This window comes from Pantoea sp. JGM49, assembly GCF_018257655.1.
GTDB lineage: Bacteria > Pseudomonadota > Gammaproteobacteria > Enterobacterales > Enterobacteriaceae > Pantoea > Pantoea communis.
In genome coordinates, this window is record NZ_JAERJM010000010.1 from 114,932 (window position 1) to 130,924 (window position 15,993).

Annotated in this window: 14 protein-coding genes; all 14 read right to left on the reverse strand. The window is 55.5% G+C overall.

Features of this window, described 5'->3' with window-relative positions; genetic code table 11:
- Window positions 1-55 precede the first annotated feature (55 nt).
- The 14 genes from ftsA to mraZ all read right to left on the reverse strand — a co-directional run bounded on the left by ftsA (window position 56) and on the right by mraZ (window position 15,610).
- A complete protein-coding gene (ftsA, locus tag JK231_RS17560; RefSeq protein WP_013507861.1) occupies window positions 56-1,312 on the reverse strand; it encodes a cell division protein FtsA in 1,257 nt (418 codons plus the stop codon).
- Entirely contained in the window at window positions 1,309-2,148 is an 840-nt protein-coding gene (gene ftsQ / locus JK231_RS17565) for a cell division protein FtsQ (protein ID WP_160833545.1), read from the reverse strand. The genes ftsA and ftsQ overlap by 4 nt, the downstream gene beginning before the upstream one ends.
- A gap of 1 nt (window position 2,149) precedes the next feature.
- Window positions 2,150-3,070 (reverse strand): D-alanine--D-alanine ligase, encoded by a 921-nt coding sequence (locus JK231_RS17570; RefSeq protein WP_097118340.1) that lies wholly within the window; start codon window positions 3,068-3,070, stop codon window positions 2,150-2,152.
- Entirely contained in the window at window positions 3,063-4,538 is a 1,476-nt protein-coding gene (murC, locus tag JK231_RS17575; protein ID WP_211729138.1) for a UDP-N-acetylmuramate--L-alanine ligase, read from the reverse strand. The genes JK231_RS17570 and murC overlap by 8 nt, the downstream gene beginning before the upstream one ends.
- A 69-nt stretch (window positions 4,539-4,607) precedes the next feature.
- Complete coding sequence (murG, locus tag JK231_RS17580; RefSeq protein ID WP_034829676.1) at window positions 4,608-5,666, reverse strand: undecaprenyldiphospho-muramoylpentapeptide beta-N-acetylglucosaminyltransferase; 1,059 nt, start codon at window positions 5,664-5,666, stop codon at window positions 4,608-4,610.
- A complete protein-coding gene (gene ftsW, locus JK231_RS17585) occupies window positions 5,663-6,877 on the reverse strand; it encodes a cell division protein FtsW (protein ID WP_034829677.1) in 1,215 nt (404 codons plus the stop codon). Before ftsW ends, murG begins: the two co-directional genes overlap by 4 nt.
- Window positions 6,877-8,193 carry a UDP-N-acetylmuramoyl-L-alanine--D-glutamate ligase gene (gene murD, locus JK231_RS17590; protein WP_097118338.1) on the reverse strand — a complete coding sequence of 439 codons (1,317 nt, stop codon included), beginning with the start codon at window positions 8,191-8,193 and terminating at the stop codon, window positions 6,877-6,879. Before murD ends, ftsW begins: the two co-directional genes overlap by 1 nt.
- Window positions 8,194-8,195: 2 nt before the next feature.
- Window positions 8,196-9,278, reverse strand: a complete 1,083-nt coding sequence (gene mraY, locus JK231_RS17595; RefSeq protein ID WP_034829683.1) for a phospho-N-acetylmuramoyl-pentapeptide-transferase — start codon at window positions 9,276-9,278, stop codon at window positions 8,196-8,198.
- Window positions 9,272-10,633 (reverse strand): UDP-N-acetylmuramoyl-tripeptide--D-alanyl-D-alanine ligase, encoded by a 1,362-nt coding sequence (murF, locus tag JK231_RS17600; RefSeq protein ID WP_211729139.1) that lies wholly within the window; start codon window positions 10,631-10,633, stop codon window positions 9,272-9,274. The genes mraY and murF overlap by 7 nt, the downstream gene beginning before the upstream one ends.
- Window positions 10,630-12,117 (reverse strand): UDP-N-acetylmuramoyl-L-alanyl-D-glutamate--2,6-diaminopimelate ligase, encoded by a 1,488-nt coding sequence (gene murE / locus JK231_RS17605; protein WP_097118336.1) that lies wholly within the window; start codon window positions 12,115-12,117, stop codon window positions 10,630-10,632. Before murE ends, murF begins: the two co-directional genes overlap by 4 nt.
- Window positions 12,104-13,870 (reverse strand): peptidoglycan glycosyltransferase FtsI, encoded by a 1,767-nt coding sequence (locus JK231_RS17610; RefSeq protein WP_058960906.1) that lies wholly within the window; start codon window positions 13,868-13,870, stop codon window positions 12,104-12,106. The genes murE and JK231_RS17610 overlap by 14 nt, the downstream gene beginning before the upstream one ends.
- A 20-nt stretch (window positions 13,871-13,890) precedes the next feature.
- Window positions 13,891-14,211 carry a cell division protein FtsL gene (gene ftsL, locus JK231_RS17615; RefSeq protein WP_034825986.1) on the reverse strand — a complete coding sequence of 107 codons (321 nt, stop codon included), beginning with the start codon at window positions 14,209-14,211 and terminating at the stop codon, window positions 13,891-13,893.
- Complete coding sequence (rsmH, locus tag JK231_RS17620) at window positions 14,208-15,149, reverse strand: 16S rRNA (cytosine(1402)-N(4))-methyltransferase RsmH (RefSeq protein WP_160833550.1); 942 nt, start codon at window positions 15,147-15,149, stop codon at window positions 14,208-14,210. Before rsmH ends, ftsL begins: the two co-directional genes overlap by 4 nt.
- A gap of 2 nt (window positions 15,150-15,151) precedes the next feature.
- Window positions 15,152-15,610 carry a division/cell wall cluster transcriptional repressor MraZ gene (gene mraZ / locus JK231_RS17625; RefSeq protein WP_034825993.1) on the reverse strand — a complete coding sequence of 153 codons (459 nt, stop codon included), beginning with the start codon at window positions 15,608-15,610 and terminating at the stop codon, window positions 15,152-15,154.
- Window positions 15,611-15,993 lie beyond the last annotated feature (383 nt).

Consider the following 15,993-nt stretch of genomic DNA (forward strand, 5'->3'; position numbering starts at 1 on the left):
GTGCCTGTCGCCTGGAGATCATAAACATTGCCTGCATGATCTCCTTTTTCAAAAATTAAAACTCTTTCTTCAGCCAGCTATTGATACGTTTAAACCAGTTGCCCACTGAAGCACGTTTTTCCGTTTCTGCATCACCGTTCATGTGTGACTCTTTGCCGTAATGCAGCAGACCGACTGCAGTTGAGTAATACGGCTCCTGCGCATAATCCGTCAGGCCGGTGATGTTAAGTGGCTGACCAATACGCACCTGCGTATGAAATACACGCTGGGCGCAAGCGGCCAAACCTTCAATCTGTGCTGCGCCACCGGTCAGCACGATGCCTGCTGCCAGGTGGTGTTTCACGCCCTGCTGGCGCAGTTGCTCCTGCAGTTGCAGAATCTCGTCATTCACCAGATTCAGCAATTCGGTGTAACGCGGCTCAATCACTTCTGCCAGCGTTTGGCGTTGCAGACTGCGCGGTGGGCGTCCACCGACGCTGGGCACTTCGACATTTTCATCTTTGCCAACAATCGAACCCAGCGCACAACCATGGCGTACTTTGATCGCTTCCGCATCGGTTGGCGGTGTGCCGAAGGCATAGGCGATATCACTGGTCACCACATTCCCTGCATAAGGGATCACTTTGGTGTGACGCAGTGCGCCGCCGGTGTAAACCGCGATATCCATTGTACCGCCACCGATGTCAACAACACAGACGCCCAGCTCACGTTCATCTTCAGTCAGAACCGAGAAACTGGATGCCAGTCCGGCAAAAATCAGTTGGTCAACTTTCAGGCCGCAACGTTCAACGGCTTTAACAATATTTTTCGCCATATCATTGTGGCAGGTGATCAAGTGCACTTTCGCCTGCATACGCACGCCGGAAAGTCCCACCGGATTCTTGATGCCTTCCTGATAATCAATGGCATATTCCTGAGGAATAACATGCAGGATACGATGTTCATCGCGTACGCGTACGGATTTCGCCGTATGTACCACGTTCTCTACATCATCCTGAGTCACTTCCTCTTCCGAAATCGGAACCATCCCGATTTCGTTCTGACAACTGATATGTTTGCCCGATAAAGCAAGGTAAACCGACGAAATCTGGCAATCAGCCATCAGTTCAGCCTGGTCGATGGCGCGTTGAACGCATTTCACCACCGACTCAAGGTCATTTACGCCGCCTTTATCCATACCGCGAGACGGGCAGCTGCCCACCCCAATAATGTTGACCATACCATCAGGCAGAATTTCCCCAACCAGGGCGGCAACCTTTGCGGTGCCGATTTCAAGTCCTACTACCAGTTTTCTGTCCGTTGCCTTGATCATTGTGGTTTAGCCTGTGCCTGGTTTTGTTGCTGATTACTGTCCTGTGGCTCCAGCGGGGCCGCTGCCCAGCCTACTGCGGCACCGGAGTCGTAGCGCAAATCAACATAGGTAATGCGCTTGTTCTGACTCTGGCCCTGCTGCAGCAGCTCCGGATAGAGCTCAATAAAACGGTTCAGACGCTTCATGGTGTCGCTGCGTCCCAGTTCGATGCGCACATCGTCGCTGGTCACTAACTGCCACGAGCGCCGCGCCGTCATCGACGCGACCTTCAGGGTAAACTTGCCGGCTTTGAGCACATCACTCATGGTGTGATAGCCCGCCAACACCTCTGTTTCACTGCCTTCCGGGCCATATAACATCGGCAATGTTTCTTTACCGATATGACTGGCCGGGACGCTGAAGGAGACGCCATCGGCGTCTACCATGTGTGAGTCATTCCAGCGTGCCACCGGAACATACTCCACCAGGTTAATCTTCAGCTCATCAGGCCACTGCTTACGCACACTGACCTGTTTAATCCAGGGTAAACGCTCAATCTGTTGCTGGATGATGTCCACGTTTTGCGACATAAACGTGCCAGGTGCACCGAGCGACAAAATGGCCTGGCGAATGTCATCATGCGTGGTGTAATGCGTTTCCCCGGTCACCACCAGCTTCGACAGCGGTAAACGCGACGCATCATTCATCCACTTCAGCACCACCAGCCCACCGGCAGCCATGATGCCCAACACCATCAGCAGGAATACGACGCCAAACAGTCGGGCACCGTTGCTACGCCCGGTGCGCGCACGCTCCTGGGGTTCGCGATTTCGTACACGTATCGCCGCCTGAGACATATCAGTCAGCCAGTTCCAGAATACGCGCCACCAGCTGCGGGAAACTGTATCCTGCCTGCTTCGCGGCCATCGGCACCAGACTGTGGCTGGTCATGCCCGGTGAGGTATTCACTTCCAGCAACTGGAATTTCCCCTCGCCATCTGTCATTACATCGACGCGTCCCCAGCCGCTGCAACCCAGTGCACGCCAGGCTGCCCATACCAGCGTCTTCAATTCTGCTTCCTGATCTGCACTCAAACCACTTGGACAGAAGTATTCAGTATCGTCAGAAATGTATTTAGCTTCATAGTCATAGAACTCGCTGGCGGTTTTAATTCTGATTGAAGGCAGAATTTCATCACCCAGGATGCCAACGGTATATTCCGCACCACTCAGGAATGCCTCAACTAGCACGTCATTATCGTGGCGAAACGCTTCATCCAGCGCTGCAGGCAAGGCTTCTAACGTGTTCACACGGCTGATGCCGACACTAGAACCTTCACAGCTTGGCTTCACAAATAGCGGCAGCCCGAGCGCATCAATGGCAGCCTGCGTTTGTGCATCTAAACCCTGCTCCTGCTGCTGACGCGTTAACCAGACGAATTTGCCTGAAGGCAGTCCCCTGCCCTGCCACAGCAATTTGCTGCGCAGTTTATCCATGGTGATCGCCGAAGCCATCACGCCGCTGCCGGTATAGGGCAACTGGAGGAACTCCAGCACCGCCTGCAGCGTGCCATCTTCACCGCCGCGACCGTGCAGAGCGATAAAGGTTTTATCAAAGCCCTGCGCTTTGAGGTCCAGCACTGACACATCACGTGTATCCACGCCGTGTGCATCAATGCCCATCTCACGCAGACCAGCTAACACCGCACTGCCCGACATCAGCGACACTTCACGCTCTGCCGAGGTTCCGCCCATCAGGACGGCAACTTTCTCAGCCATGACGGGCCTCCGTTTTTGCTGCTGGCTGCAATTCACTTTCAGCCAACTTGCGGGCGATTTTGCCGATATTGCCGGCGCCCTGAACGATCACCAAATCATCGCCTGACAGCAGTGGCGCCAGCGCTTCCGGCAACGCATCGTGCTCAGAGACCAGAATCGGGTCAACCTTGCCACGATTGCGAATCGCGCGGCACAGTGAACGGCTATCTGCGCCTGGAATCGGCGCTTCACCGGCCGGATAAACATCCAGCATCAGCAATACATCGACTTGTGACAGCACGTTAGCGAAGTCATCGAACAGATCACGAGTTCGCGTGTAACGATGCGGCTGGAATACCATCACCAGTTTTTTCTCTGGCCAGCCGGCACGCGCGGCTTTAATGGTGACATCCACTTCCGTTGGGTGATGACCGTAATCATCCACCAGCATTGCACTGCCTGGGTTGCCATTGACCGCTGCGGTATCAAATTCGCCCAGCACATCAAAGCGGCGCCCGGTGCCCTGGAAGCTCTCCAGTGCCGCCAGAATCGCGTTATCTTCAATGCCTTCTTCTGTCGCCACTGCAACCGCAGCAGCAGCATTTAAGGCATTGTGACGGCCCGGCGCATTCAGGGTCACTTTCAGCACCGGTTTGTCCTGACGAATCAGGGTAAAGTGCCCCTGCGCGCCGCGTTGTTCATAGTTTTCGATGCGCACATCGGCGTCATCACTGAAACCGTAAGTGGTGACCTGACGGCCTACGCGTGGGATCAAATCGCGGATCACCACATCATCTACGCACATCACCGCACGTCCGTAGAACGGTAGGTTATGCAGGAAGTTGATGAACGTCTGCTTCAGGTTCTCGAAATCGCCCTGATAGGTGTCCATATGATCCGCTTCGATGTTGGTGACAATCGCCACCATCGGCTGCAGATGCAGGAACGACGCGTCACTCTCATCGGCTTCCGCAATCAGGTAACGGCTGGTGCCCAAACGCGCATGTGTGCCCGCTGCTTTCACCAGGCCGCCATTGACGAAAGTTGGGTCTAAGCCACCTTCGGCATAAATACTGGTAACCATCGCTGTGGTGGTGGTTTTGCCGTGCGTACCGGCAACCGCGATGCCATGACGGAAGCGCATCAGCTCAGCCAGCATCTCTGCACGGCGAATCACCGGGATACGCTGCTCGCGTGCCGCGACCAGCTCCGGATTGTCCTGAGCCACCGCAGTCGACACCACCACCACGCTCGCATCCGTCACGTTTTCCGGGCGATGGTTGAAATAAATGGTCGCACCCAATGAGGCCAGATGCTGGGTCACCGGGTTAGGCGCCAGATCCGACCCGCTGATGTGATAACCTTCGTTCGCCAACACCTCGGCAATACCGCCCATGCCAGCACCACCGATGCCGACAAAGTGAATGTGCCGGACGCGACGCATCTCGGGCACAATGGAACGCAGTTTTGCCAATTGTTGTGTATTCATCTGTCTCAATTACCTGTTGATCTCATTTGTACCTGCATTCAGGTACAGCCGGTCAAACCGACCTATTAATTACTTCGCGACGCGTGCCACTTCCTGCGCAACCCGATCGGTTGCATCAGGAATCGCTACCTGACGGGCTTTCTCAGCCATCGCCAGCAGCGTGGCGCGATCCCAATGGCGCAACGTGTCCGCTACTGCAGTCGCGGTAAATTGCGGCTGCTCGAAAATTTTGGCTGCGCCCGCTTGCTCCAGCGGCAACGCATTCCAGTACTGCTGACGGTCTTTGTGCTGAAACGGCACGAAGATCGCCGGTAAACCTGCGGCGGCCACTTCGCTCACCGTCAATGCGCCCGAACGACACACCACTACATCCGCCCAGGCATAGGCTTCCGCCATATCATCGATAAACTCGGTGACCTTGTGCTGCGGCTGTCCGGCATCGCGATACGCCTGTTGCACCGTCTCCAGCGCGCCTTTGCCGCTTTGATGCCAAATCGTGATGGCATCACCCAGTTCTGCGGCCACCTGCGGCACCGTCTGATTCAGAATGCGTGCGCCCTGGCTTCCGCCGACCACCAGCACACGAATCGCACCGCTGCGTCCACTCAGGCGATCAGCAGGCAGCGGCAGGGCCAACACATCGGTACGCACGGGATTGCCAACCACATCGGCTTTCGGGAATGCACCCGGAAACGCCTGCATCACTTTGGTGGCAATTTTCGCCAGCCACTTGTTGGTCAGCCCGGCAATGCCGTTCTGCTCATGCAGCACCACAGGAATACCGCAACTCCACGCGGCTAATCCACCTGGACCGGAAACGTATCCGCCCATGCCGAGCACCACGTCCGGCTGCCAGCGCTTCATGATGCGACGCGCCTGGCGCCATGCATTGAAGATGCGTACCGGTGCCAGTAACTGCGCCTTAACACCTTTGCCGCGCAAACCGCTAATACGGATAAATTCAATTTCGATGCCATGTTTCGGCACCAAATCCGCTTCCATTCGGTCAGCGGTTCCGAGCCAGCGCACCTGCCAGCCCTGTTCGATCAGATGGTGTGCCACCGCCAGACCCGGGAACACATGTCCGCCGGTTCCGCCGGCCATCACCATCAGCCGCTTGCTACTCATCGAGCACCTCGGGTAAACGCCTGCGCTTTTGCCAGACGCGTTTCATAATCAATGCGCAATAAAAACACGATGGCGGTCGACATGATGATCAGACTTGAGCCACCGTAACTGATCAGCGGCAATGTCAGACCTTTGGTCGGCAGCATACCTGCGGCCGCACCGACGTTAACCAGCGCCTGGAAGCTAAACCACACGCCAATTGAGCAAGCGAGGAAGCCAGAAAAGCGCTGATCGATCTCCAGAGCACGGCGACCAATCGACATCGCGCGAAAAGCGACGAAGAATACCATTAACAGCGCCAAAACCACACCGACATAACCCAACTCTTCACCAATGATGGAGAAGATAAAGTCGGTGTGTGCCTCCGGCAGATACTCGAGTTTTTGCACCGAGTTGCCGAGGCCCTGGCCCCAGAATTCACCACGACCGAAGGCCATCAGCGACTGGGTCAGCTGGTAGCCGCTGCCAAACGGATCTTCCCATGGGTTCCAGAAAGAAGTCACACGGCGCATACGATAGGGTTCAGCGATAATCAGCAGCACCACGGCAAAAATACCGGAGCCGATGATCGCCAGGAACTGCCACATTTTGGCACCCGCGAGGAACAGCATCGCTAGCGTCGTCACAAACAGCACAACTACAGTTCCGAGATCCGGTTGCGCCAGCAGTAACACGGCCAACACCACCATCACGCCCATCGGCTTACAAAAGCCCCAGAAGTTGTTGCGCACCTCTTCCACTTTGCGCACCAGATAGCTGGCGAGATAGCAAAACAGGGAAAGCTTGGACAATTCGGCCGGCTGAATACGCAGTGGGCCGAGGGCAATCCAGCGCGATGCACCGTTAACCGAACTACCCACCACCAGGACGATCAGCAGCATTGCCACAGACGCCATCAGCATCACGTTGCTGTAGCGCTGCCAGAAATCCATTGGCACGCGCAATGTCACCAGCGCCATGCCTACCGCCAGGGCAATATAGAAAGCGTCGCGTTTAGCGAAGTAGAACGGGTCTTCGTTAAGACGCTGGCCGACCGGCATCGACGCTGAAGTCACCATCACAAAGCCGATAATCGCCAAACCAAAGGTCAGCCACAGCAGCGTACGATCATACAGCACCACTGGCGCATCATCATTTTCACGGCCGCCCATCACCCAATCGCGTAAACGCACGGAGAGGAAGCTGGCAATACCGGCACCTGGAATGCGCATCAGCTCAACTCCTTCGCCAGTTGCGCGAAAATATCGCCGCGCTGTTCAAAATTGCGGAACTGATCGAGGCTGGCGCAGGCCGGTGACAGCAGCACCATGTCGCCCGCCTTCGCCTGAGGGGCAATCTGCTTCATGGCCTGCTGCATCGTCTCTGTGCGCGTGGCGATCTCCGGGCGCAACGCCGCGAGCGCATCGCCGTCACGACCAAAGCAATAGATGCGCACGTTGTCGCCCTGCAAAAAGCGCGTCAGTGCACTGAAGTCAGCGGATTTGCCATCACCGCCCATCAACAGCCACAAGGTGCCTTTCACCTGCAAACCATTGAGTGCCGCTTCAGTACTGCCGACATTGGTGGCTTTGGAGTCATTAATCCAGCGCACGCCATTGGCTTCATGCACCAGCTGGAAACGGTGCGCCAGGCCAGTGAAAGTCGTTAACGCTTTCAGACTGGAAGCGCGCGGGATATTCACCGCATCTGCCAGTGCCAGGGCCGCCAGGGCATTGGTGTAGTTATGCTGCCCCACCAACGTCATTTCGTCTGTGTTTAATACCCTTTCACCCTGCGCCCGCAGCCAGGTGTTGCCCTGCTGCTGGGTCAGGTGATAATCACCGAGATTAATGCCAAAACTGACACAACGTGCATCAACACCGCGAACGGGCATGGTCATACCATCATCGGCATTGACCACACAGACGCGGGCGTTTTCATAAATGCGCAATTTCGCCGCACGATACTGCTGCATGCCCAACGGATAGCGATCCATATGATCTTCCGTTACGTTGAGAATGGTGGCAGCCGCTGCTTGCAGACTGTAGGTGGTTTCTAACTGGAAGCTGGAAAGTTCCAGCACATACAACTGTGCCGGAGATTTCAGCAGGGTTAGCGCCGGTAAACCTATGTTGCCACCCACGCCAACCTGCCAACCTGCTGCACGGGCCATTTCACCCACCAGCGTGGTGACGGTGCTTTTACCGTTCGAGCCGGTGATCGCGACAATCGGAGCCTGAGCTTCACGGCAAAACAGTTCGATATCACCGACGATTTCGATACCGGCATCCGCGGCTTCACTTAATGCAGGATGTGCCAGCGCGATACCTGGGCTGGCAATAATTAAATCCGATGCCAGCAGCCAGTCGCTGTTGATACCGCCCACATAGCGTTCAACCGCCTCAGGCAACTTGTCGAGGCCAGGCGGAGACACACGGGTATCCATCACGCGAGGCGTCACGCCCTGCGCGAGGAAGAAATCAACACAGGACAGGCCAGTGATGCCGAGTCCAATGATGACGACTTTTCTGCCCCGATAGTCAGCCATGATTAACGTACCTTCAGCGTTGCCAGGCCAATCAGCACCAGCATCAGTGAAATAATCCAAAAGCGCACGATGACACGCGGCTCCGGCCAGCCCTTCAATTCATAGTGGTGGTGAATCGGCGCCATGCGGAAAATGCGTTGGCCGCGCAGCTTGAACGATCCCACCTGCAGAATCACCGACAGCGTTTCAACCACAAACACGCCGCCCATGATCACCAGCAAAAACTCCTGACGCAGCAGCACGGCGATAGTGCCTAACGCGCCACCCAGTGCCAGTGAACCCACATCGCCCATAAAGACCTGAGCCGGGTAGGTGTTGAACCACAGGAAGCCAAGACCGGCACCGACAATCGCGGTACAGACAATCACCAACTCACCCGCATGGCGCAGATACGGAATATGCAGATACTCAGCAAACTTCACGTTACCGGTCGCCCATGCCACCAGAGCAAAGCCTGCTGCCACGAAGACGGTTGGCATAATCGCCAGGCCATCCAGACCATCCGTCAGGTTGACCGCATTACCGGTGCCGACAATCACAAAGTAAGCCAGCAGCACATAGAACAATCCCAGCTGCGGCATGATGTCTTTAAAGAACGGCACCACCAACTGAGTGGCCGGTGTGCCTTTGCCCGCAGCGTAAAGCGCAAAAGCCACGCCAAGGGAAATCACCGACATCCAGAAGTATTTCCAGCGGGCAATCAGGCCTTTGGTGTCTTTGCGTACCACTTTGCGATAGTCATCGACGAAACCGATAATGCCGAAACCAATCAGCACCGCCAGCACGCACCACACATAAGGATTGGATGGATACGCCCACATCAACACCGAGACGGTGATGGAGGTGAGGATCATGATGCCGCCCATGGTTGGCGTACCGCGCTTACTGAAGTGCGATTCCGGACCGTCGTTACGCACTACCTGGCCAATTTGCAGTTTCTGCAGCCAGGCGATCAGGCGCGGGCCCATCCAGAGTGATAGGAACAGAGCGGTCAGCAGGCTGACAATGGCGCGAAACGTCAAATACGAGAAGACGTTAAAGCCGGAATAAAGTGCGACCAAATGTTCGGCCAGCCAGACTAGCATGTTCCTTTCTCCTGTAAGCTCTCGACGACCTGCTCCATGGCGGCGCTACGTGAGCCTTTAACCAAAATAGTGATGTCCTGATGTTGGGACAGCAATGCGCGTAAACGTACAGTCAGCTCGGCTTTTGTAGCGAAATGCTCGCCTTTACCGCTGCTTTCACCGATCAACCGACCCAAAGTGCCGGTACTCAGAACACAATCAATACCTGCTGCCCTGGCGGCTTCACCCACCTGCTGATGGCAAGCTTCCGCTTCATCGCCCAGTTCGGCCATATCACCGACGACCATCACTCGGAACCCTGGCATATCGCCCAGTACCTGTGCGGCCGCCGTCATCGAACCGACGTTGGCGTTATAGCTGTCATCCAGCAGCAGTTGATTGTCTGCCAGACGAATCGGGAACAGACGCCCCGGTACGGGCTGCAGTGTTTTCAAACCGGTTTGGATCGCGCTTAGCGGGACATCAACGGACAGTGCCAGCGCAGCAGCAGCAAGCGCGTTCGCGATGTTGTGGCGACCAGGCAGCGGAAGCGCAACAGCAATGTCTCCGCGCGGCGTATGCAAGGTAAACAGCGTGGCGTCGGCGCGTAGCACGATCTCGCTGGCACGGAATTCTGCATCTGCCATCGGCTGTGGCGAGAAGCGCCACAGGGTCTTATCGACAAACTGCGACTGCCAGTTAGCGAGGTCGTTGCTGTCAGCATTGACGATGGCGGTGCCGTGTACTGGCAATCCACCAAAAATTTCGCCTTTGGCTTTCGCTACACCGGCCAGTGAACCAAAGCCTTCCAGATGCGCTGCAGCGAGATTATTCACCAGCGCCGTTTCAGGACGCACTAAATCGGTGGTGTAAGCAATCTCGCCCTGATGATTGGCACCCAGCTCAATCACCGCGAACTCGTGTTCTGGGGTCAGACGCAGCAACGTCATCGGCACGCCGAAGTCGTTGTTCAGGTTGCCAGCGGTATAGAGGGTTTCACCACACTGACGCAAAATGGCAGCGGTCATCTCTTTGACGGAGGTTTTACCGGATGAACCGGTCAGGGCTACCACGCGCGCCTTCGATTGCTGACGCACCCAGGCGCCGAGCTGACCAAAGGCAATGCGGGTATCTGCCACCACCACTTGCGGCACATCTAAAGGCAAGTGCTTACTCACCAGCAGCGCTTTGGCACCCTGGGCAATAGCATCCTGAGCAAAGTCATGCGCATCAAAACGCTCACCGACCAGTGCGACAAACAGGCTGCCATCAGCCACTTTACGCGTGTCGCTGGTCACATCATTCAGCGTCAAATCAGCGCCGTGCAGTTGACCACCACTGATTTCAGCCAGTGTTTTCAAAGAAACCGGGATCATGCTATCACCCCCAGTAAACGGGCGACGGTGTCGCGATCGGAGTAATCCAAACGACGGTTACCAATGATTTGATAATCTTCATGGCCTTTACCAGCCACCAGCACGATGTCATCGACATTGGCCTGCATCACGGCGTTAGTGACCGCTTGCGCACGTCCCGCGACCACGCGGGCGCGACCGGGATCAAGCAAGCCAGTCAGAATGTCATTCACAATCGCGGCAGGTTCTTCGCTGCGCGGATTGTCATCGGTGATGACCACGATGTCAGAGAACTGTTCGGCAATCGCGCCCATCAGCGGACGTTTGCCTTTGTCACGATCGCCGCCGCAGCCAAACACGCACCAAAGTTTGCCTTTGCAGTGCAGGCGGGCAGCTTCCAACGCTTTTTCCAGCGCATCGGGGGTGTGAGCATAATCCACCACCACTGTGGGTTTTTCTGGCGCCGTGAACACTTCCATGCGACCGCATACCGGTTGCAGCTGAGCAGCGCTTGATACCAGCGCCTCCAGCGGATAATCGAGCGTCAGCAAGGTGGCCAGTGCCAGCAGCAGATTGCTGACATTGAATGCGCCCATCAGACGGCTATCAAATTCCCCGTCGCCCCAGCTGGAGCTGAACTGGATATGCGCACCGCCATCGTGATAATTCACCGCTGTGGCTTTCAACCAGCGTCCACGACAGCCAGGCTGCAAGTTGTCAGCCAGGGTGACGGCAACGGCATCCGGCAGTTTCTCCAGCCAGCGGCGTCCGACCTCGTCATCAGCGTTGATAATGGCTTCGCCAACCTGATGCTCAGAGAACAGCAGCCATTTGGCGGCTTCGTAACCCTGCATATCACCGTGATAATCCAGATGATCGCGGCTTAGATTCGTGAACACAGCAGCCGCGAAGGGCAATGCCGCCACGCGATGCTGCACCAGGCCGTGAGAAGAGACTTCCATCGCGGCCAGCGTGGCACCCTGCTCCACCAGATCATTTAATACATGTTGAACATCTACCGCGGAACCGGTGGTGTTTTCGGTAGCCACCAGTTGGCCATATAAGCCATTACCCACCGTGCCCATCACGGCACCGGTTTCACCCAGCAGATTGGCCCACTGCGCCATCAGCTGCGTGGTGGTGGTTTTTCCGTTGGTGCCGGTGACACCGATTAATTTAAGTTTTTCAGCAGGCTGCTGATAAAAGCGCCCGGCCAGTGCAGAGAGACGCTGCTGCAACTGCGCCAGGTAGATAACCGGGACGCCGTGCATCTCGCGGATATCTCCATCGCTGGCTTCACCCTCGGCTTCGGCAATCACTGCCGCCACGCCTTGAGCAATAGCCTGCGGAATAAAACGACGTCCATCAGCATGATGGCCCGCCACGGCGATAAACAGATCGCCAGCAGCCGCTGAGCGGCTGTCTAGTGTCATGTCACGGAGTGGACGCGCCGGCGCACCCGGCACCCACGGGGCCAGTAAATCGCGCAGGTTACGATCGGTCACTTGATTCCTCACTTCTGTTCTTCACCAACTCGTCTTTATCAATTGTCGGCAGCGCATCTGGTTCAATGTTCATGGTGCGTAATACACCGCCCATGATGGCGCCAAACACCGGTGCAGAAACCGCACCACCATAATATTTACCGGCCTGGGGATCGTTGATCACCACCACCAGCGCAAAACGAGGGCGACTGGCAGGTGCAACACCTGCCGTGTAAGCAATGTATTTATTGACGTAGCGTCCATCCGGTCCCACTTTTTTCGCAGTACCGGTTTTAATCGCGATGCGATAACCCTTGATGGCGGCTTTAACCCCACCGCCACCAGGCAGCGCAACGCTTTCCATCATGTGCATCACCGTTTTCACCAGGTCTTCCTGGAAAACGCGTTCACCCGCCACTGGCGGGTCAACTTTGGTGATCGACAGCGGGCGGTTGATGCCGTAGCTGCCAATGGTTGCGTAGACTCGCGCTAACTGTAACGGTGTTACCATTAGCCCGTAGCCGAAAGAGAAGGTGGCCCTCTCTATGTCAGACCACCGTTGTTTTTGAGGGTATAAGCCACTACTTTCCCCGACCAGCCCCAAATTGGTCGGTTTACCCAGTCCAAAGCGCGCGTAAGTATCTACGAGTGCTGAGGAGGGCATCGCTAACGCCAAACGTGAAACCCCGACGTTACTCGACTTCTGTAAAACCCCGGTAAGGGTCAATTCGTTGTAGCGTGCCACGTCCTTGATCTCATGACCATTGACGCGGTACGGCACGGTATTCAGTACGCTGTTCTCTTTCACCACGCCACGCTGCAGCGCGGTCATCACCACCATCGGTTTGACGGTGGAGCCTGGCTCGAAGATGTCGGTAATGGCACGGTTGCGCATCACATCTTTCGGCGTGTTGGAGAGATTGTTTGGGTTGTAAGCCGGGCTGTTGGCCATTGCCAACACTTCACCGGTGTTCACATCCACCAAAACGGCAGTACCCGACTCCGCTTTGTTGAAAGCCACGGCATTGTTCAGCTCGCGGTACACCAGCGCCTGCAAGCGTTCGTCGATGCTGAGCGTCAGGTTGTGCGCCGCGCGGCTGTCTACAGAGGAGATATCTTCAATCACGCGACCGTAGCGGTCTTTACGCACCGTACGCTCGCCTGGCGCGCCGGTCAGCCACTTGTCGAAGCTCTTTTCGATGCCCTCAATGCCCTGACCATCAATGTTGGTAAAGCCGATCAGATGTGCAGTGACCTGACCGGCTGGATAGTAACGACGCGACTCTTCACGCAGGTAAATGCCGGGCAGCTTGAGTTTTTTGACGTATTCGCCGATCGCTGGATTCACCTGACGCGCCAGATAGATAAAGCGCCCTTTGGGATTGGCATTCACGCGCGCGGCGAGTTGATCGAGTGGGATGGACAACGCATCTGAAAGGGCTTTCCAGCGGCTGTCGAGTGACACGCCGCCATGTTCCATCAGCTCTTTAGGATCGGCCCAGATGGCATTCACCGGCACGCTGACGGCTAACGGACGGCCAGCACGATCGCTGATCATGCCACGTGCAGTGGGAACAGATTGAACACGCAGCGAACGCAAATCCCCTTCTTTGACCAGCTTATCCGGGCTGATGACCTGTAACCACGCCACGCGTGACAGCAATCCGCCCAAAGCCAGTAAAATACAGCCGCACAGCAACGCAAAACGCCAGCTTATAAAGCTGGCCTTATCTTCCTGTTTTTTTAACTTCAGCGTTTTGCCTGCGCCGCTCATTGAGGTCTGCGATTCCTTATTTATCTCTGCACCACGATATTTTCCTGTGAAGGATCAACATGCTGCATTTGCAGCTTATCGGTTGCTATTCGCTCAACCCGGCTATGATCGCCGAGCGCATTCTCTTCCAAAATCAGGTTACGCCACTCGATATCGAGCGCATCACGTTCTAACACCAACTGTTCGCGCTGCGCCGTTAACAGGCGCGTTTTGTGTGTGGTGGTCACCACCAACACCGAGGACACAAGTACTGCAATCAGCAGCAACACCGGGATCTTGCCGAATCGCAGCAGGTCACCGCCGATGACGCCGGGCAGGCTGTGTCGCTCGTTGCCAATCATGTCGCGGTCCTCTCAGCAATACGCAGTACCGAACTGCGTGCGCGTGGGTTCTCGTTGACTTCCGCTTCACCCGGAATCAGCTTGCCTAAGGTTTTCAATTCACGTCCACCTAGCGCTTTAAGCTGGCTTTCGGTCATTGGGATACCCGCTGGAACTTGCGGGCCTCGGCTCTGATCGCGCATAAAACGCTTCACCAAACGGTCTTCCAGCGAATGGAAACTGATAACCGATAACCGCCCGCCAGGTGCCAGCACCGACATTGCCCCTTTCAGTGCAGTATCGATCTCTTCCAATTCGCTGTTGATCCAGATACGAATCGCCTGGAAGGTGCGCGTGGCCGGATGTTTAAACTTGTCCTTCACCGGCATCGCAGCAGCGATCACGGTGGCTAACTCTTTGGTGCGCGTCATTGGCTGTTCACGATTACGCTCGACGATGGCGCGTGCGATACGTTTGCCAAATTTCTCTTCACCGTAGGTCTTGATGACGAAGGCGATATCGGCTTCCTCGGCGTTCATCAGCCACTCTGCTGCAGACTGGCCCCGTGTCGGGTCCATACGCATATCCAGTGGCCCATCACGCATAAACGAGAAACCGCGCTCTGCGTCATCCAACTGCGGTGATGACACGCCAAGATCGAGCAATACGCCATCGATCTTACCGGTGAGACCACGCGCTTCGACATACTCTGCGAGCGCCGAAAAGGGTCCGTGCACGATCGAAAAACGTGGATCCTGAATTTCAGCTGCAGCGGCTATGGCTTGCGGATCGCGATCGATCGCCAGTAAGTGCCCTTTCTCGCCCAGTTGCGAAAGGATCAGACGTGAGTGACCGCCGCGCCCAAAAGTGCCGTCAATGTAAATGCCGTCTTCCCTGATATTGAGGCCGTTAACCGCCTCATCCAGCAGCACTGTGGTGTGTTTAAAATTATCCTGCATAGCTATAGCGACAAGTCCTGCAACCGCTCAGATAAAGGCTCCTGAGCTGACTGTTCTGCGTCAATATCGTCCTTAACTTGTTGATACCAGGTCTGTTCATCCCACAGCTCAAACTTATTGAACTGTCCAACCAGCATCACTTCTTTGGTCAGGCTCGCATGTTGCCGTAGCGTATTCGCCAGCAACAAACGACCTGCATTATCCATCTGGCATTCACTGGCATGTCCTAACAGCAGTCGCTGCACGCGACGCTCAATCGGATTCATGCTGGATAAGCGCGCCAGTTTTTTCTCGATGATTTCCCATTCGGGCAGGGTATAAAGCAACAGACATGGCTGGTGGAGGTCAATGGTGCACACCATTTGCCCCTGAGACTCTGCGACAAGCAATTCACGATAGCGTGTTGGTACCGCCAATCGGCCTTTGCCGTCGAGATTGACTAACGTTGCTCCTCGGAACATGTCAGTCCTACCCCCCAATCACCCGTTTTCACCACTTTATCCCACTTTTTACCACGAAACGAGTTTACGGAGCCTATGAAATCCTTGTCAAGCCGCAACGACAAGTGAATATCACTCTTTACAAGGGTAAGAATTATTTAGTGGAGGGTAATTTAGGGGAATGAATGGCAAAATAAAAAATTAACCTGATGAATAATGGAATAAAAATTTTCACGATTTGAAAAATGGCGAAAAATAAAGCGTTTTAATCGCAAAAGATAATTATCCCGGGATATGCGACAGCGGCTGCATTTTAGGGGATTTCTGAAAGGAAGCCCAGCACCATCGCGCCAGCTCTGCTACGCGTCACTGCTGAAGATGTAAACAAATAAGAAAATTCAGTG